This window comes from Lysobacter enzymogenes (assembly GCF_023617245.1).
Taxonomy (GTDB): Bacteria; Pseudomonadota; Gammaproteobacteria; order Xanthomonadales; family Xanthomonadaceae; genus Lysobacter; species Lysobacter yananisis.
Map to the genome: position 1 here is coordinate 2,966,329 of NZ_CP067396.1, position 18,420 is coordinate 2,984,748.

An 18,420-nucleotide genomic window follows, 5' to 3' on the forward strand; every position below is an offset into this window, starting at 1 on the left:
GCCCGCCATCGACGCGTTCATGACCCTCCGACCGACCGATCTGTCCCTGCTGGTGTCCCTGGACGCCCTGCTCGAACTCAAGAACGTCACCCACGCCGCGCGCCGCCTGCACATCAGCCAGCCGGCGCTGTCCTCGCAACTGGCGCGGCTGCGGGTGTTGTTCGACGATCCGTTGCTGACCCCGTCGGACACCGGCCGCGGCATGGTCGCCACGCCCAAGGCGGTCGAGTTGGCGGCGCCGCTGCGCGAAGCGATGGACAAGCTCAAGTCGATCGGGCGCCGCCGCGAGGAGCGCAAGTCCGCGGCCAGCGAGGTGAGCTTCAAGATCGGCGGCAATACCGAAGCCATCGCCGCACTCGCCGCGCGCCTGGTCCGCCACGCCCAGCGCTGCGAATTCGACGATGTGCGGCTGCGCCTGTGCTTCGTGCGCGCGCAGGAGCCGGACCTGCTGGCCCAGTTCGAGAACGGCGAGTTGGATCTGCTGCTGGGCTCGTCGATCCAGCTGCCGCCGGCGCTGCGCTTCCGCAAGCTCGGCGACGACCGCTACGTGATGGTCCAGCGCCTGCGGCATCCGCGCGGCGTCCACGCGCCCGCGCTGGCGGAGTACTGCGCGCTGCAGCACGTGGTGGTGAGCGAGCCGGGACAGGACGGCGCGCCGATCGACGACTGCCTGCTCGGTCGCGGCCACCGGCGCAGCGTCGCGGTGCAGCTGCCGCATTGGAGCAATGTGCGCGACATCCTGCTGGAAACCGACATGGTGGCCACCGTGCCGCTGAGCATGCTCGCCGCCGATCCGGCCAGCGAAGGGCTGGCCTGCTGCGAATTGCCGTTCGCCTTGCCGCCGATGCCGCTGGTGATCGCCTGGCACCGGCGCAGCGACCGCGATCCGCTGCACCGCCGGCTGCGCGAACATCGATTCGGCTTCGACGCCGACGATGCGGCCGCGCCGTTGCCGCGCGAGGCCCGCACCGGCGCGGTCGAACGCCTGCTCGCCGCCGTCGTCCCCGGAGCGGTGCAATGAGCGAGCGCCTGTTGCAGCCGCTCGACGGCGACGAACCGTGCGGCCCGAACCTGGAATACGACCCGGACTTCCAGACGCTGGAAGAGTTGGCCGAGCCGCGGCCGGAACGCACCCTCGGCGCCGGCACCATCGCCTCGGAACCGATCGAATGGCAGCGCATCGCCGACCAGGCCGATGCGCTGCTGCAACGGTCCAAGGACCTGCGCGTGGCCGTGCACTGGTGCGCGGCGCGTCTGCATCTGGACGGCGTGGCCGGTTGGGCGCAAGGCGTGGCGTTGATGCGTGCGCTGCTGGAACACCATTGGGACAGCGTGCATCCGCGCCTGGACCCGAGCGAGAACGACGATCCCACCGAGCGCATCAACGCGGTCGCCGGCTTGGCCGACAACGAGCGCATGCTGTCCTACCTGCGCGGCGCGCGCTTGTTCCGCGGCTCGCACCCGGCGCACTTCTCGCTGCGCGAACTGCGCATCGCCCAGGGCACGCTGAAGATCGACCCGGCCGATGCGGCCGGCCTGCCCGGCCTGTCGGCGATGGAAGCCTGCCTGCGCGAATGCCCGCTGCAGGAACTGTCCGCGCTGGACGCGGCGCTCGCCGGCGCCATCGCCGACCTCGGCGCGATGGCGGATGTATTCGGCGAACGCACTTCGTTGTCGGGCCCGGATTTCGCCGCGCTGCTGCGCGAGTTGCGCGAGCTGCGCGCGTTCGTTCATCCGGCGCTGCTGGAACGCGACGCCTCGGCCGCGGTCGCCGAAGCGGCGAGCGCGGACGACGGCGCCGCGACCGCGCCGGCTGCGTCGGGACGCCAGGGCATCGAGCGTCCCGAGGACGTGCGCCGCGCGATCGACCAGATTTGCGACTACTACGCGCGGGTGGAACCTTCCAGCCCGGTGCCGCTGCTGCTGCGCCGGGCGCAACGCCTGGTCGGGCTGGATTTCGCCGGGCTCATGCGCGACCTCGCGCCGGACGGGATTTCCCAGCTGCAAGTGATTTCCGGGCAGAACCACGACGATTGAACCTTCGTCCGCGGTCGCCGCGGGCGGGCTTGCGGCAGTCGGACCGGTCGAATCGAACGGCTCCATTCGAGCCGTTTCAATCAAGACGCGCCGATCCGGCGACGCCCATCGAGCGACGCCCAGCGAGCGATCCGCTGCGCACCCTGCGCGCGCAGGACCCGTTCGCCGGTCTGTCGCGCCGCGCTCACGACGGCGCGCCGTGTCCGAGCCAATAGGCGTACAGCGCCGCGGCGCCGAGCAGCATGCACAGACACCACAGCCACAGCGCCCACGAACGCAGGGCGCGCGGCAAGCCTTTGCGCGCGTCGACCGCGGGCGGCGGCGGCCGGGGCGCATGCGCCTCGTCGCGGCGCAGGGTGTCGGCGCCGGCGCCGAAGTGCAGCGCCTTGAGCAGCAACTGGCGACGGCAGCGGCGGTACTCCTGTGCCGCGATGCGGCCGTCGGCCTGGGCCAGACCGAGTTCGCGCAGGGCGAGGTTGACCTGGATTTCCCACTCGCTCACTTCAGCTCCTTGACCAGGCGCGCGCCGATCCGGGCATCGGCGCGGCCGTTGCCGACGCCGGCCGCGCCGGCGCAGGCGCGCGCGTTGCCGGGGCCGCCGCGCACGCCGACGACGCTGCCGTCGACGACCCACTCGCCGACGCCCCCGGCCATGTTGACCAGTCCCCAGCGGTTGGTGACCGCGACTTCGCACACCGCCTCGGCGCCGCCGGCGCGGGCCGCTTCGATCCACTCCGCGTCGGTTGGCAGCCGATACGCTTGGCGGCTGGCGCCGCTGAGCCATTGCGCGTACTTCTGCACCAGGCTCAGCGGCAGGTCCCGAGCGACGGTCTTGCCCTGCCAGCGGCTCGAATCCGGACACGAGCGGGTCGCATCGCAAAAAGGCTTGAGGTTGTCGAAGCCGATCTCGCGGCGCATGATCGCCAGCGGCTTCTTGCCGGCGCGCGGCACCACCACCAGCACCGGTCCATTGCCGTAGCTGCCGAGCGAGTCACCGCACGGCCGCGCCTTGGCGGCCGCGCCGGCGCGGCACGCCGCCAGCGGTTCGGGTTTCTTGTCCGCGCGATCCGCCACGGCTGGCGTATCCGGCGCCGCCGTGGTTGTGGCCGCTGGCGCAGGCGCCGGTTCTACCGGCGCGGCCAGCAGACGCTGCAGCAGGCCGCGCACCGCGATCGCGCTGCGCCGGTTGGACCCGGCCAGTTCGGCCTGCCACAGGCGCAGGCCGCGCGGGTCCTGCGCGCGCAGCTTGCGCGCCCTGCCCTGCAGGCCCGGCCACGCCGCGGCGCCGGGTTCGATCGCGTCCTGCCTGACCAGGTCGGCGGCCAGCGCGTAGCGCAGCCCGGCCTGGCGCACCGCCGGATCGCCGCTCCAGTCATCGCGTCGCGCGCACAGTTCGGCCGCATCGCTCCACTTGCCCTGCCGCGACAGGTCGCGCGCCTCGCCGAGCACGGTGTCGCGCAGCAGGCGCCGGCCCTCGCCGAGGAAGGCATGGCGTGGATCGAGCTCGGCGATGCGCTGCAACAGGTCGGCGACCTTGTCGGCGTCGCCGGCTGCGGCCGCGCCGCGCAACGATTCGATCCGGGTCTCGATCTCGGCCTCCTTCATCGCCGCTTCTTCCGCCTGCGCCAGTGGCTCGGCCGGGGCTGCCGGGTCGGCCGCAGGCAGCGCCGCGAGCGGCGCGTCCGCCGCAGGGATGCCTTCGGCCGCAACCGGCGGCGGCGCGGAGACGGCGACGAGCAGTTGCTGCTCGCGCACCGGCCAGTTCGGATCGTTCGGGAACACCTGTCGCGCCGTCGCCAGCCTTACCCGCGCCGATTCCAGCTGGCCGCCGCCGATGGCCTGTACGATCGCCGCGTCGTAGCTCAGCGCCAGTTGCGCATGGCGCAGCAGCCGGCTGTTGGGATCGATCGCGCGGATCCGGCCGAGGATCGCCACCGCGTTGCCGGGCTGGTCCTCGAACAGCGCGCCGGCGGCGATCGCGCGGCTGAGCCGGGTGTCGAGTTCGTTGAGGATCTTGTTGCGCTCCTGCTCCAGTTCGATGCGCCGGGTTTCCAGCCGCGGCGAGAACAGCTTGAGCTGCTCGCGCACGGCCAGCACGCGCTGGGCGCCGGCGTAGTCCTCGCGGCCGCGGTACGGCAGCCAGTAGTGATCGATGCGCGCGAGCAGGAACGATTCGATCGGCGCGCTGGCGTCGGCCACCAGCCGGCGCCGGTCCTCCTCGTCCAGCGCCATCAGCGCGCGGCCGGCCTGGGCTTCGTCGGCGTAGCGGTCGGCGGCGCCGGGGGCGAGCCGCTGCAGCACCTGCCGGCTCTGCTGCTGGCGCGAATAGGCCTGGGCCAGGAACGCCGCCGCGGCGCCGCCCAGCAGCAATGCGCCGGCGCCGACGGCGTAGCCGCGCGCGCGTTCGCGCAGGCCGCGCGGACGCAGGTGTTCGAGCACCTCGGCGATCCCGGGGCGATCGGCCGCCGCGAACGCCAGGCAGCGCTGCAGGGCGCGGTTCTGGCGCCGGCTCAGGCCGCGGATCGGCTTGGGATACTTGCCGGCGGCCTGCGCGTCCTGGGCGCTGAGCTTGTCGAAGGGATGGCGCCCGGCGAGCAATTCGTAGACCACGCAGCCGAACGCATAGACGTCGTCGGCCACCGCCGGCTGCTCGCCGCACAGCATCTCCAGGCTGGCGTAGGCCGGGGTCAGCGCGCCGAGCGTGGTCGCGTCGAACACGGTGCGGTCGTCGTCGGCCTCGCCGACGCGGCGGGTGGCGCGGGCGATGCCGAAGTCGAACACTTTCGCCGCGCCGTCGGCGTCGACCATGACGTTGCCGGGCTTGAAGTCCGAATGCACCACGCCGGCGCGGTGCGCGCGTTCCAGCGCGCGGCCCATGCCTTCGATCAGGCCGGCGGCTTCGGCCATCGGCAGGCCCTGGCCCTGGCGGCCGCGGATCAATCCGCGCAGGTCGGTGCCGTCGATGTATTCCATCGTCATGAATACGACGGTGCCGTCCTTGTCGAAATCGTAGACCCGTACGATCCGGTCGTGGGCCAGGCTCTGCGCCTTGCGCGCCTCGCGCTGCAGCGCGATCAGCGCGTCGGGATGGCGGCGGAAATCGTCGTTGAGCACCTTCACCGCGATGTGCGGATGGCGGTCGCGCGCCTCGACCTTGCGCTCGTCGCGCGCCAGGTAGACCACGCCCATGCCGCCGCGGCCGATCTCGCGTTCGAGCAGGAAGCGGCCCTTGAGCAAGGTGCCGACGCCGACCTGGGCCTGCGCGGGATCGGCGCTGAGCGCGACCCAGTCGGTGGTGCCGGCGCTGGTGGACTGCGAGGTCGCGCGGCGCCGCTCGGTGTCGATGGCGGGACGCTTGACCACGGTGGCGTCGTCGGCGTGCGGCGCGGCGTCCGGTGCCGGCGCGGATGCGGGCGGCGCGTCCGTCGCAGGCGTGTGGGTGTGGGTATGGGCGGCAGGCGCAGCGGGCGCGGCCGAGCGCATCGGCGCCACCACCGTCTCGTCTGCCGCCGGTGCGTTGTCCGGCGACGCCGCCGTCGCGCCGGCATCGGCGCGGATCGGCGCGACCCGGGTCGCGTCGTCGCTGTCCGCGGCCCGCGGCCGCTCGTCCGTGTGCTTCATGGTTCCGCGCCCCCCCGGCGCACCGTCACCACCGAAATATTGTCGCGGCCCGCGCGCGCCAGCGCGGTGTCGAGCAGGCGCCGCGCGAGCGCGCCGGGCTCGCCGTGGCGGCGGCACTCGGCGGCGATCTCCTCGTCGCTCATTTCCTTGTTGATCCCGTCCGAGCACAGCACGAAGGTCTGTCCCGGCCGGCGCGCGATCACCGCCCAATCGACGAACAACTCGTCGTCGGCGCCGATCGCCCGGGTCAGCGCGCCGCCGGCCATCGGCGCGCCCGGCGCGGACGGGTCTTCGTCTTCGTCGTAGCTGGCGACGTGGTCGCGGGTCAGTTGCGCCAGGCGCGCGCCGTCGAAACCGTAGGCGCGGCTGTCGCCGACCCAGCCGCACACCGCCAGGTCCTCGGCGCCGACCAGCAACACCACGGTCGAGGCGATGATGTCGACCTGGCGCGTCTGCGCCAATTCGCGCAGCTCTTGGTTGACCGCGCGCAAGGCGTCCTCGATGGCTTCGATGAACTCGACCAGGTCGGCCGGACGCTGCAGCGCGTCGAGGCGCTCGATCACCGCGCGGCTGGCGTAATCGCCGGCGCTGTGGCCGCCGAGGCCGTCGGCGACCGCCCACAGGCCGAGGTCTTCGCGCACCAGGATCGCGTCCTCGTTGCGGTCGCGCAGCTTGCCGCGGTCGCTGAGGCCGTCGGAGGCGAAACGGCCGAAGCCGGCGTGCAGGTCCGGCATGGGCAGGAGGCCGGCGTTCATGCGTCGGCCTCGACGAGATCGGTGCGCTGCGCCGGCAGCGGTGCGTACGCAAGGTCGAGTTCGCGGCCGCCTTCGGCGAACGCCAGGCCGACGCTGGCGATCCACGCGCCGCGCCGCGCGGGCGCATCGGCGCGCCACCACAGGCTGCAGCGGCGGCCTTCGTCGCCGGCGTGCGCGCGTCGCCATGCGGCCAAGCGCGGATCGTCGGCCGCATCGGCGCGCACTCGCGCGCACGCGCGGTCGAAGGCTTCGACGTCGGCGAACTCGCCGCGCAGCGCTTGCGCATGCAGGCGTTCGGCCGCATCGAACCAGGCCGGCGCCGCGGCCGCGAGAGGCGCGGCCAGCACCAGCGGAAACGCGCGGCCGACGCGGTCGCGGCTGGCGCCGACGCAGCCGATCCAGGCGCGGTCGCCGCACACGCCCGGCGCCAGCGCGAAGCGCCAGCGCGAAGCGTCGTCGCGCACCGGCGCATCGTCGCCGGACGCGCTCAGCAGCAGGCGCTGCATCGCCGCGTCCCACGGCGCGACGAACGCATCGGGCAGGCGGCGGCGGACGAAATCGCCCACGCACGGCAGCTTGCCGTAGAAACCGACGGTGGCGCGCGCTGCGCTCATGGGCAACGGAACCGCTGCACCGACGCGTCGGCGAACGGATGGCGCAGGCTGCCCGGCAGTACGCCGATGCGCAGTTGCGCGCTGCCCAGGGCGATGTCGGCGACGTAGTTCAGGTCGCCTTCGCGGCGCAGGCGACCGTCCTGCAGGGCGCGGAACCACGACCACGCGCCGCGGTACTCCTTGCTCGCCAGCGGCTGGCCCTGCTCGTCCCAGGCGCTGATCTTGACGAAGCCGGCGCGCGGGCCGGGCCAGGTCATGCTCTGGCGCGCGGCGACGCCGTCGGCGTATTCCAGACTTTGGCCGTCGACCTCCAACTGCACCCGGCCGATGCCGGGCTGCGGCGCGACCGAGACGGTGAACGCCACCTGCGGCAGGCCGCCGCTGCCGAAGTAGGCCTGGCGGATCTGGTCGGCCAGTTGCGCGCGCGCGAGCACGTCGCCGGCCTCGACCTCGCGCATGCCGTCCTTCCATTGCCAACGGCGCGCGCCGGTGTCGACCTTGGCCGCCAGCGACTGTTGGAAGAAACGGTCGAAACGGCCGCCGCCGGCGAACAGCTCGGCGAAGTCGCGCAGCGGAATCTCGCTGCTGGCGCCCGGGTCGAACGGATAGCGGCCGTTGACGAACAGGCCGCAGTCCGCGCCGACGCTCTGGCGCAGGCCGGCGCGCATGGATTCGCCGGCGCTGTCGGCGGCCAGGCTGCGGCTGCGTCCGGCCAGCGCGGCGACCCATTGCGAGGCCGGCGCGGGCAGTTGCTCGGCCTGCTGCGCGGCGATCAGCAGCGCCGGGTCGTTCTGGTCGACGCCGCCGACGCCGGCGCCGATGCTCAGCAGCGAACGGCTCATCTGGGTCAGCGTGGTCATGGTCTGGTCCAGCGGCATCGCCCCGCCCTCGCTCGACAGCAGCCGGTTGAACGGTTCGAAATGCAGGCCGATGGGTTCGCCGGCCGCATCGCCGCCCTGCCCCGCGCCGCCTTCGTTGTCGGTGTCGGCGGCGGAGCGGTCCTGCGCGGAGCCGCCGGCTTTCGCGCCTTTGTCGCGCGCCGGCTTGGCCGCATGCAGGCCATGGGTGTGCTCGCGCACCAGCTCCAGCAAGGCTTTCAACGGCGAGCCCGGACCGCCGAGCTTGGCCGCAACCGCGCTGGCCTCGCCCATGCCGACCACCGGCCGCAGCTCGATGTCGGCCAGCACCCGGTCCCAGGCGGCGATGTAGTCGCGCTGGTACAGCGCCAGCACTTGCTGGGTCAGTTGCAGCCGCGCCAGCGCGTCGAGCTTGGCGCCGCCGAGCACCCAGTCCTCGGCCAGGAACTCGCGCACCGCGCGCTCGATGCCGCCGCCTGACAGTTCGGCGAAGGCCTGGCGGGTGTACAGCGCCGGCAGCGGTTCCGACAGCGCGGTGCCGCTGCGGCGCTGGAACACTTCGCCGAGCAGGCCGAGCTTGCGGTCCAGCCGCACCGGCGCCGCTTCGCGCGGCGTCGCGCCGGAGCGCGCCAGCACCAGACCGCCGTAGACCAAGGTCGGGATCTCGGCGGTGTGCAGGGTTTCGCGCGCGCGTTCGATCTGGCGCTCGTCCAGCGGCAAGGCGCGCGCGCCGCCGGCGAACAAGGCGCGCAGGTGCCGGTCCAGCGCCGCGCGCAGCGCCGGATCGTCCGACAGCGTGCGCCGCCAGTGCGTCGTCGCCAGCGCCGAGAGATGGCCGATGTCGCGGCGCGCCGGCTGGCCCAGCATCAGATAGCCCTTGAGCAGCTGGTACAGCCACTGCGGATCGCCGCTGGAGCGGCTCAGGCTGAGGTGCAGCGACTGCGCCAGCGCCGGCAGCATCACCGCGTTGAGATCGCGCAGGTACGCCGCCTGCACGTCCGCGCCGAGGCTGGCGCCGCGGTACAGACCGAACCGGTACGACCACGGCACCGGCCGGCCGGGCGGCTCGGCGACGTTGCGGGTGCGCTCGAGCACGTCGAAGCGCTGCAGCGCGCGGGCGTAGAACTCCTGCTCGGTGGTCGCGTCCGGCAGCGCTTCCATCGGGTAATCGGCCAGCGCGTCGCGGACCTGGCCGATGCGCTGGCGGTTGTTGGTGTAGCTGCCGATCAGGCAGAACAGCAAGGTCAGCGTGGCCGCGCCGAGACCGACCCACGCGGCCACCTGCAGCGCGCGCTTGCGCCGCTCGCTGCCGAGGTAGCCGCCGGCCAGCCCGGCCTCGGCGAACATCACTTCGTTGAGCAGGCGGCCGACGAAGAAGGTGCGCGGCTTGTCCGCCGGCGCCGGCAACCGCGACGGCGCCAGGCCGAACACCCGCGCCACCGTCGACAGCACCCGGTCGATCGGATGGCCGTGCTGGGTGCCGGAGGTGAAGTAGACGCCGCGCAGCCACGGCTGGTCGGCATAACCGTGCGCGCCGAACGCGCTGTGCACGAACGCCTGCAACTGCGGCTGCAGCAGGCGCAACTGCTGCGGGAACGACAGCACCCCGGCGCGCCGCTGCGGATCGCGGAACGCCTGCAGGCGGTCGAGCGCGCGCGCGTCGATGCGGCCCAGCAGCAGTTCCAGTTCGGCGGCGAACAGCGTGGTCGGGTCGGCCGGCGCGTCGCGGCCGTGGGGAAAGGTCGTGCCCCAGACCTGGTCGCGCCCGGCGCCGTCGAACTCGGCGAAGAAATCGCCGAAGCCGGAGATCAGATCGCACTTGGTCAGCACCAAGTAGACCGGCACGGTCGCGCGCAGGCGCTCGCCGAGTTCGTCCAGGCGCCGGCGCACCGCGCGCGCGTGGGCGCGGCGGCGGTCTTCGTCGGGATCGAGCAGGTCCGAGGCGCTGACCGCGACGATCACCCCGTTCAATGGACGACGCCGGTGTTTGCGCAGCAGGCCGAGGAAGGTCTGCCACGCGGCGCCGTCGGCGGCCGCGTCGGAATCCTGGGTGGTGTAGCGGCCGGCGCTGTCGATGAACACCGCCTGGTCGGCGAACCACCAGTCGCACTGGCGGGTGCCGCCGACGCCGGCGACGGTGTGGCCGCCGAAATGCTCCTTGAGCGGAAAGTCCAGGCCCGAGTTCTGCAGCAGCGTGCTCTTGCCGGCGCCGGGCGCGCCGATCAGCAGGTACCACGGCAGCGTGTCCAGGCCGCGGCCGTCGCGGCGCTTGCGCTTGCGCAGCAGTTCCATCGCCTCGGCGAAGCGCGCGCGCAACCGCGCCTGTTCCTGGCCGGCGCGCGCGGCGGGGCTGTCGGCGCCCTCGCCGGCCGGCGCGGCGAGGTCCTGGGCCATCTCGCCGGCGGCGCGGCGTTCGCGCCACCAGCGCCAGCCGCGCCACAGCAGCCAGCCGGCGCCGATCGCGCCGATCAGGATCAGCCGCGCCTGCACGCTGCGCAGTGGATACCACGAGTCGGTGCCGAAGTACGGCCCGCCGGTCCAGACCAGGATCACCGTCAGCGCGAACGCGGCCAGGTCGGTCAAACCCTTGCGGCGCATGAAATCGATGAAGCGGTAGAGATACGACATCATCGATCAGGTCTCCGGGATCAGCACGATCTCGACGCGGCGGTTGCGCGCGCGGTTGGCCGGCAGCTGCGCCGGCACGGCGACGGGCTGCGAATCGCCGGCGCCGCTGTGCTCGATCCGGCGCGGATCGCGCAGGTTCGCGGCCAGCAGCGCGCCGACGTTCTGCGCGCGCCGGGCGGACAGTTCGAAGTTGTCGCGGAACGCCAGCGAGCGCACCGGCTGGTCGTCGGTATGCCCGACCACGACGATGCGTCCGGGCAGGCGGTCGAGCGCGGCGGCCACCCGCGCCAGCAGCGGCCGCTGGGCGGCGTCGACCTCGGCGCTGGCCGAGGGGAACATCGCCGCGCCGGCGATGCGGATGGTGGCCTTGCCGTCGGCGCTGTCGACGCTGAGCAGGCCGGCGTCGCGCTCGCCGCGCAGCAGGCCGGCCAGATCCGGCGCCGGCGCGGGCGTCGCCGCGGTCGGCAGGCGCACCCGGTCGAAGCCGATCCGCGCCAGTTGCGCGCTGATCGGCGCAGACAGGCTGTTGAGCCGCGTATGCAGGAACAGGAACGTGGCCAGCACCATGCACAGCGAGGCCAGCGCGGCGACCAGCAGCGGCGAGACGCCGGACTGCGCCTGCAGCCTGTAGTCGGCGCCGCGCCAATGCGGCGACAGCTCGGACGGCGGCGTGTCGCGCTGGCGCCGGATCAACGCGTGCAGCGTGGTCAGGCGGTCGGCCAGTCGCGCCTGGCCGCCGGGTTCGACCAGATAACGGCCGCCGAAGCCCAGCGCCAGGGCCAGGTAGATCATTTCCAGCAGATCCAGGTAGCGCGCCGGCTCGCGGCTGAGCCGGTCGAGCAGGTCGAACACCTTGGCGCCGCCGTAGGTTTCGCCGTGGAAGCTGACCAGCAAGGTGCGCTGCGACCAGCCGCTGCTGTCGCCCCACGGCGCCGCCAGCACCGCTTCGTCGAGCAACGTGCACAGCACGTAGCGCGCCATCATCGCGATCTTCTCGTCCACGCCGTGCTGGCGCGCGTCGCCTTCGAAGCGCTGCAGCTTGGCGCCGCAGGCGGCGCGCAGCGCGCCGAGTTCCGGCGCCTGCGCGCTGTGGCGCAGCTGCACCGCCAGCAACAGCAGCGGCGTGGCCGCGCGCACCAGGCCGTTGCCGGCGACCGCGCCGGGCAAGGCCTTGAACGCGGTGTCCAGCTCCGCCTCGGCGCGACCGGCTTCGCCGCGGCCTGGCTCGAGGCGGCCCGCCGGCGCGGCGCTGACGGCCTCATGCCCTGTCCGCCCGGCGCCGGACGCCGCCGCGGGCGGTGCGGCGCGCAGCACAGTGACATCGTCGCGGGAGGCGGCGTTGCGCTCGTTCATCTCAGCTCCTCACCGCCCACAGTTCCAGTTCGATGCCGGGGAAGCCGCCGCCGAAATGCAGGGCCATGCCGCCGGAGGTGCGCAACGCCTTCCACAGCGGCGAATGCCGGTCGAGCTCGAAGTACTGGCGGCCGGCGTGGTAAGGCACCTGGCGCGGCGCGATCGCCATCGAGCTCAGGGCGATGCCCGGCAGCTGCAGGTTGACCAGGTCGCGGATCTTCTCGACCGGGCCGATCTTGGATTCCGACGGCAGCCGCTTGCGCAGCTCCTCGCCGCGCACGTCGGCCTTGACCGCGAGCACGAACGAGGCTGCGTCGAGCAGGCCCGGATCGGCCAGCACGCCGACCCACACGCCGTACTTGCGCTGCTGCAGCGGCACCGCGATGGCCGACTGTTCCAGCACCGCGCTCAAGGACTCGCGCAGCGCCAGCACCACCGGCTCGAAGCTCTCGCGCAGCGCCTCGTGGCGGTAGGCCGGGAACGACGGGCCGCGTTTGCTCGCGCGGGTGAAGGTCGCCAGCTCGCCGGCCATCTCGATCAGCAGCCGATAGAGGCCTTCGGGATGCTCCAGCGGCGAATGCGCCCAATGCGCGACCAGCGGCTGGTAGCGGTTGATGGTTTGCAGCATCAGCAGGTCGGCGATGTCGGCCACGCCGACGCGGTCGCCGCCGGCGACGCGTTCGGCCAGGGCCTGGCCGCGCTGGTGCAGCAGACCCAGCAGTTCCGACAACAAGGTGACCAGTCCGCCCGCGCCTTCGATCCGGCAAACCGTGGGCACGAAGGCGTCGTCGAGGATCACCCGGCGGTCGGGGCGGCATTCGATCACCCGCGCCAGCGGGATCTCGACCAGGCCCTCCTTGGGCTCGGACTGCAGGCGCAGGCGCGACTGCATCGAGCCGACTTCGATCAGCACCGAACCGGCGACGCTGCCGGAAGCGTCGCCGATCTCGGTTTCGCCGACCCGGTAGCGGGTCAGGCGCGGCGCGCTTTCGTCGGGCCAGGCGCTGTCGGGCTGGGCCGCCGAACGCAGCGGCAGGCTCAGGCTGACGATCTGGTCGCGGCAGTCCATGCCCACATCCAGCGGCGGCGGCGCCGGGTCGCGGTCGGGAATCGAAAACGGAGTGCCGTCGGGAAAGCAGCCGCGGGCGCGGCGGATCGCCAGCTTGCCGATCGCCAGCAGCTCGGTCTCCAGCTCCAGCAGGGCGAAGCCCCAGGCGTGCGGGCGCAGCGCGCCGGCGCGCAGCTCGACGAAACGCTCCAGGTAGCGTTCCTGCTGCTGCATGTGCTGCGGCCGCAGGAACAGCCCTTCGCTCCAGATCACCTTGTTGCTGTCGATCATGCGGTGCCGCTCCAGTGCGCGCCGGCGTCTCGGGTTTTCATCAGGCTCATCTGCTCTTCGTAGGCGCGGGCGAATTCGTCGCCGAACAGCACGCGGTAGCGCTCGTCCGGGTCGCCGCGCAGCGCCTGGTAGCGTTCGCGATAGCGGCGCCAGCCCTTGCCGCCCCAGCCCAGCGCGGTCTTGCCGCCGTCGTCGGGATCGAAACGGACCGGGTCGAAGTGGGCGAAGGCGTGCTCCAGCGCGATCCGCATCGCCGCCAGCAATGCCAACTGGTGATGGCGGATGTCGCGCATGGCGTCCTCGATCGCGGCTTCGCCGGCGAGGTAGGCGCCGTCGGCCGGACCGCCGAGGCGCGCGATCGCTTCCTCGACGGAGGCGGCGAACTTGAGCGGATTGTTCTCGCGCCGCTGCACCAGGGTCGACGGCAGGCGCAGGCCGTTCTTGAACTCGGCGCGTGCGCGCAGCAGATCCATCAGGCCGGCGACGGCGGTGGCGAAGAGTGCGGCGTCCGCGGCTGGCGCGGGGTGCTGCGGCGGCTGCGGCGTGGGTGCGGGCCGCGACGCGTTGGGCGCCGAATCTACCGGATGTTCGGCGGGATGGTCGAGCGGACGCTCGAATTCATCGACGAACCCGACGGCTGCAGCCGTTGCGGGCGGCGGCGGATCGAACAGCGCTTGAAGCGGATCGGATTCCGGTCGCTGGGGTGCGGCGGCCGGCGCCGCGGCGGCGAGGAAATCCTCGTCTATCGCTATCGCGGCAGCGGCCGATTCGAACGTCTGCAGTCCGGATCGCGCATCGACCGCTTCGCGCCACGGTTGCGGCGCAGTATCGCCCTCACCCTCGCCCGCCGCGAGCGCGACCGCGGCAGGCGCCGGTTTCGCCGAAGCCGCCGCTTCCTGCACCGGCGCCGACGCGTACTGGGTGCGGGTGCGGTCCCAGTTTTCCGGCAACACCGCCGGCGCGGGCGCGGCGACCGTCGCCATCGGCATGTGATACGCCGCTGCGGCCGCCGGCGTGTGGTTCCAGCCGCCGATCGACCATTCGGTGCCGTGGCCGGCTTCGGCGCGGTCGAGCAAGGCCAGCGGATCCACCGCGACCGCGCTGCGCGGCCCGGCCAGCAGCGCCTGCAGGTCGTGTTCGTCGACGTAATCGGATTCGGCGCCGGACAGCACCGCGATCGAGACCTCGGGCAGCTCGTCGTCGACCGGCGCCGGCATCGGCGCGTACGCCGGTTGCGCCGCCGCGTCGTGCGCGCCATCCGTACCGATCGCGATGTCGATCTCGAACACGTCGATCTTGAGCCAGTCGCCGTGGCGCAGCGCCACCGGCAGGCCGGGCTGAAGGGCCGCGCCGTTGTGCAGCAGGCCGTTGGTGCTGTGGTCCTCGATGAAGTACAGGCCGTCCAGGCAGCGCACCGTGGCGTGCAGGCGCGATACGCCGTCGGCCTCCAGCACCCAGTCGCAGGCGGCGCCGCGGCCGATGCTGCCGCCGCCCTCGAACTGCGCGCGCGCGCCGGCCGGCGCCAGCGCGCTGTCGCGCAACCGCATCGTCAATGCCTGTGCGCTCGCGCTCATGCGATCTGCTCCGTGGGATGGACCTGGCCCAGCAACGCGTGCGCCTGCTCGGCCCAGCGCTGCAGGCGTTCGTCGAAACGCTCCGGCTCGCGGCTGGCCAGCAGCACCAGCGCCGCGTTGGCCGCGACCGCGGTCAAGTGCGCCGCCGGCGGCGCGCCGCCTTCGGCCGCGGGCGCGCCGCTGGCCCAGGCCGCCGCAGCGGCGAGCCAGGCGCCGGGGCTGCGGTAATCGTCGTTCTCGGCGAAGGCCTGCGCCGCCTGCCGGCTGGGTTCGTCGCGCTCGCGCATCCAGCGCTGGGCCAGGCGCAGGCCGTGCGCGTCGCGTTCGTCCAGCGGCTGCGCGCCGGCGCACTGGCACGTCCACGCCAACGCGTACGGCGTCGGCAGCAGCCGCAGCGACAGCGGCAGCGCGTCGCCGTAGCGCTGCGCGCCGATCAGCGCCGACACCGCCGCCAGCGGCGCCTCGTGCGCGGCCGCCAGCGCCTGTCCCGGTTCGGACAGCTGCATCTGTTCGGCGATCTGCGCGGTCGCGGTCATGGCGGCGCTCACGCCAGCAAGGGCGGCGAGCCCTTGAGGATGGCCGGGCCGGTGGCCTGCAGCAGCAGGGTGGCGTTGGCGCGCACCGTGGCGACCGCGTTGGACTGCACCATCACCGCGCCGTTGGCCATCACCGTGAACGCCGCGCCGCTCTTGATGTCGACCGCGGCGCCGGCGACCACGTTGAAGCCGATCCGCGCGTCGAAGGTCAAACGGGTGCCGCTGATCGATATCTCGCCGCTGCGCTTCATCACCAGCCGCGCCGCGCCGGTGACCAGCTCGATCTCGTTGCCGGCCTCGATGCGCAGCTTGCGGCCGACCTTGAGGGTGTCGTCGCGGCCGACGGTCCACTCGCGGTTGCGGCCGATCTCGCCGGTCTCGTCGCGCTTGGTGTCGACCAGGTGGTCGTTCTCGGACTCGTGGCGCATGTCGCGCTGCGCGTGCAGCAGCAGCTCCTCCTTGCCCTTGCGGTCCTCGAAGCTGATTTCGTTGTAGTCCTCCGGGCCGCCGCGCGGATGGCTGCGGCTGCGCACGCCGCTGCGGGTGCGCTGCGCCGGCAGCGGGTACGGCGGCATGTGGTCGGCGTTGTAGACGCTGCCGATGATCAGCGGCCGGTCCGGATTGCCTTCCAGGAAGCTCACCACCACTTCCTGGCCGACGCGCGGGATGTGCACCGCGCCCCAGCGCCGCCCGGCCCAGTACGAGGCCACCCGCACCGGGCAGGAGCTGTCCGCGCGCGGTTTGCCCGGCGGGCTCCAGAAGAAGTCCACTTCGACCCGGCCGTACTGGTCGACCTCGATGTCCTCCGGGGTCTTGCCGTGCACCACCGCGGTCTGCAGCCCGGCGATGCGCGGCCACGGCGTGGTCTGCGCGGTGCGGAACGGCTGGCGGCTGCGCAAGGCCGAGAACGTGCAGAAATACGGCTCGCAGGTGGCGCTTTCGCCGGACACGTAGTCGACCTCGACCAGTACGGTCTCGGCCTGCACCACCAGGTATTCCTGGTTGTACTCGGCCAGCGGAAAATCCTTGAGCTTGAACAGCGCGCCGACCGCCAGGCCGCAGGCGTCGGTCTGTCCGCTGAACCGCGCCTGCGGCACGTTCAACGCTTCCGCGCGCACCTGGGCATAGCGCCGCCCGACCGCAAGGTCCTCGTAGGCGCCGGGATAGTCGTAAACGTCGAGCTCGCCGACGCTGCCTCCGCAGGCCTCGGCCGGCTCCTCGGCGACCTGCAGCGAAGCGCGCGGCTTGAGGTAGTCGTAGTCGTTCAGGCGCACGCGCTTGCTGTGTGCGCTGCGGCCCAGGCTCCAGTCGGTGATCGAATCCTTCATCCGGCTGCCCTTCTGCCCCGGCGGGCAGTACGGCACCCGCGCGAACGGCGCGTTGGCGCTGTGCGCGCCGAGCGCGTCGGCCAGGACCATGGTGTGGGTGCTGGCGGTGTGGGTGAAGTAGTAGTAGATGCCCTCCTGCTCCATCAGCCGGCTGATGAAGTCGAAGTCGCTCTCGCGGTACTGCACGCAGTACTCGCGCGCCTTGTAGCTGCCGGTGAGGCTGAGCTTGACGTCGGTGTAGCCGGCCTCCGACAGCAGCAGCCGGACCAGCTCGGGCACGCTCTTGTTCTTGAAGATGCGGCAGTCGCGGCGTTGGGTCAGCAGCCAGGGCTTGGGCACCAGCACCAGCGCATAGACGGCATAGCGCAGGTCCTTGATGTATTCGAAACCGGTCTGCTCGACCTCGCTGACGATGCCGTGGTAATGCCGCACGTAGCCCTTGGGCGTGGTCACCTTGACCGACATCGCCATGCCCAGCATCGCCTTGAGGTCCAGCGCCGGCGAGCGGCTGATCGCTTCCAGCTCGAAGGTATAGAGGCGCCCGAGCTGCTCGCGCGCGCGCATGCGGGCGAAGCGCAGCTTGTCGCCCAGCGGGGACTGCAAGGTGATGGCGTGGGCCATGGTCGGTGCTCTCGGCGAAGGGGGCGTTCGGGGCGAGGGTCGGGCTGGGAACGACGGGCGTCGGCGTCAGGTTCGCGGCATCGAGCCCGTGGCCTCAGGCGGTCGGTCGCGAGCTGCGGTGCGGCACGTGCGCGCGCAGGTAGTCCTTGGCCGCCTTGGCCTTGGACTTGAGGAAGAAATCCTTCTTGACGTGGGTCTTGGCCGGCTGGGCGCGGCCGCTGACGCCTTCCAGCTGCAGATTGGAGCGATCGACCAGGTCGCGCGCGTAGCGCACGGTCGGCTCGATCTTGCTCTCGTACATCTGCTCGACCTGGGTCATCCAGTTCGGCAGGCCGATGTCGGCGACGAACAGATTGGCCACGCTCGAGGTATCGGCGCTGATCAGCAGGTAGCAGCCCAGGATCGGGCATTCCTCGAACACCTTGATGCTGAGGTCGCCCGGATTCTGCAGCCAGCGGTTGCCGGCCTTCATCTGCTTGATGTCCATGCCGATCACGGTCAGCTTGAGCAGCCAGTCGGCGATGAAGGTGGCGATGCCCGGGCCGAGCGTGGTCGCGGTGCCCATGTCGATGAACACGCCGGCGACCTTGGTGCCGAAGCCGACGGTCTGGTTGGCCCAGTCGATGCCGCCGACGTACAGCTCGCGCTTGATGATCTGCTGGACCGAGTCCACCGCCGCCTGCGGGGTGCCGTCGCGGAAGCCGGAGCGGAAATCGCCGGCCTTGATCCGGTACAGGTGGTGGGCGTCGGTGATCACCTGCTTGGACGCCTTGGCCCAGTTGATCGTGGTGTAGACCAGGCCGACCCAGGGAATGATTTCCTTGAGCAACTGGCCGGCCGATTCCTGGCCGAGCGCGGCGACCAGTTCGTTGAAATTGCCGACCCCGGCGGCGTCGGCGGCGAAGGCCTGCGCCGCTTCCTGGATCTTCGGCAGCATCGCCTCGGTGACCTTCTCCTGGATCATCCCCTGGAATTCGTAGATGCCGGTGGCCATGCCGTGCCAGTTGCCCTTGGCGTAGCTGAACTTGCCGAACTTCAGCTGGGTGCCGTTGAAGGTCTGGAACATCAGCTCGCGGCGCGACTTGGCGATCGCGTTGAGGGCGAGGAACTCTTCCCTGCTCAGGTTGCTCATGGCGGGTCTCGGTAGTGGGATCGGT

The 18,420-nt window shown here is 72.2% G+C and carries 13 protein-coding genes; 2 read left to right on the forward strand and 11 right to left on the reverse strand.

The genetic code is table 11. The features are described from left to right. The first annotated feature begins 19 nt into the window (after positions 1–19). Together JHW41_RS12540 and tssA are read left to right on the forward strand one after the other, a co-directional pair. Entirely contained in the window at positions 20–1,021 is a 1,002-nt protein-coding gene (locus JHW41_RS12540; protein WP_250450508.1) for a LysR family transcriptional regulator, read from the forward strand. Beyond that, positions 1,018–2,037 carry a type VI secretion system protein TssA gene (gene tssA, locus JHW41_RS12545; protein WP_250450518.1) on the forward strand — a complete coding sequence of 340 codons (1,020 nt, stop codon included), beginning with the start codon at positions 1,018–1,020 and terminating at the stop codon, positions 2,035–2,037. Before JHW41_RS12540 ends, tssA begins: the two co-directional genes overlap by 4 nt. A 184-nt stretch (positions 2,038–2,221) precedes the next feature. Here tssA and JHW41_RS12550 read toward each other — a convergent pair whose 3' ends face one another. The 11 genes from JHW41_RS12550 to JHW41_RS12600 form a co-directional block, all read right to left on the reverse strand. Further along, entirely contained in the window at positions 2,222–2,539 is a 318-nt protein-coding gene (locus JHW41_RS12550) for a hypothetical protein (protein WP_057947660.1), read from the reverse strand. Continuing rightward, the gene (locus JHW41_RS12555) at positions 2,536–5,658 is read right to left on the reverse strand and encodes a bifunctional serine/threonine-protein kinase/formylglycine-generating enzyme family protein (RefSeq protein ID WP_250450520.1); all 3,123 of its coding nucleotides are present in this window, start codon (positions 5,656–5,658) and stop codon (positions 2,536–2,538) included. Before JHW41_RS12555 ends, JHW41_RS12550 begins: the two co-directional genes overlap by 4 nt. Continuing rightward, positions 5,655–6,413: a PP2C family protein-serine/threonine phosphatase gene (locus JHW41_RS12560; protein WP_250450522.1), complete on the reverse strand. Its 759-nt coding sequence runs from the start codon at positions 6,411–6,413 to the stop codon at positions 5,655–5,657. Before JHW41_RS12560 ends, JHW41_RS12555 begins: the two co-directional genes overlap by 4 nt. Then, the gene (tagF, locus tag JHW41_RS12565; protein ID WP_250450533.1) at positions 6,410–7,027 is read right to left on the reverse strand and encodes a type VI secretion system-associated protein TagF; all 618 of its coding nucleotides are present in this window, start codon (positions 7,025–7,027) and stop codon (positions 6,410–6,412) included. Before tagF ends, JHW41_RS12560 begins: the two co-directional genes overlap by 4 nt. Continuing rightward, a complete protein-coding gene (gene tssM / locus JHW41_RS12570; RefSeq protein ID WP_250450559.1) occupies positions 7,024–10,515 on the reverse strand; it encodes a type VI secretion system membrane subunit TssM in 3,492 nt (1,163 codons plus the stop codon). Before tssM ends, tagF begins: the two co-directional genes overlap by 4 nt. Positions 10,516–10,518: 3 nt before the next feature. Beyond that, positions 10,519–11,865, reverse strand: a complete 1,347-nt coding sequence (tssL, locus tag JHW41_RS12575; protein ID WP_250450568.1) for a type VI secretion system protein TssL, long form — start codon at positions 11,863–11,865, stop codon at positions 10,519–10,521. A 1-nt stretch (position 11,866) separates the two neighbouring features. After that, entirely contained in the window at positions 11,867–13,204 is a 1,338-nt protein-coding gene (gene tssK, locus JHW41_RS12580) for a type VI secretion system baseplate subunit TssK (RefSeq protein ID WP_057947656.1), read from the reverse strand. Further along, positions 13,201–14,778, reverse strand: a complete 1,578-nt coding sequence (tagH, locus tag JHW41_RS12585; RefSeq protein WP_250450570.1) for a type VI secretion system-associated FHA domain protein TagH — start codon at positions 14,776–14,778, stop codon at positions 13,201–13,203. Before tagH ends, tssK begins: the two co-directional genes overlap by 4 nt. Further along, complete coding sequence (locus JHW41_RS12590; protein ID WP_078995426.1) at positions 14,775–15,314, reverse strand: DUF6931 family protein; 540 nt, start codon at positions 15,312–15,314, stop codon at positions 14,775–14,777. The genes tagH and JHW41_RS12590 overlap by 4 nt, the downstream gene beginning before the upstream one ends. Before the next feature lie 8 nt (positions 15,315–15,322). Then, on the reverse strand, positions 15,323–17,263 hold the full coding sequence (locus tag JHW41_RS12595) for a type VI secretion system Vgr family protein (protein WP_250450582.1): 1,941 nt from the start codon (positions 17,261–17,263) through the stop codon (positions 15,323–15,325). A gap of 94 nt (positions 17,264–17,357) precedes the next feature. After that, the gene (locus tag JHW41_RS12600) at positions 17,358–18,395 is read right to left on the reverse strand and encodes a hypothetical protein (protein ID WP_057947652.1); all 1,038 of its coding nucleotides are present in this window, start codon (positions 18,393–18,395) and stop codon (positions 17,358–17,360) included. Positions 18,396–18,420: the final 25 nt, after the last annotated feature.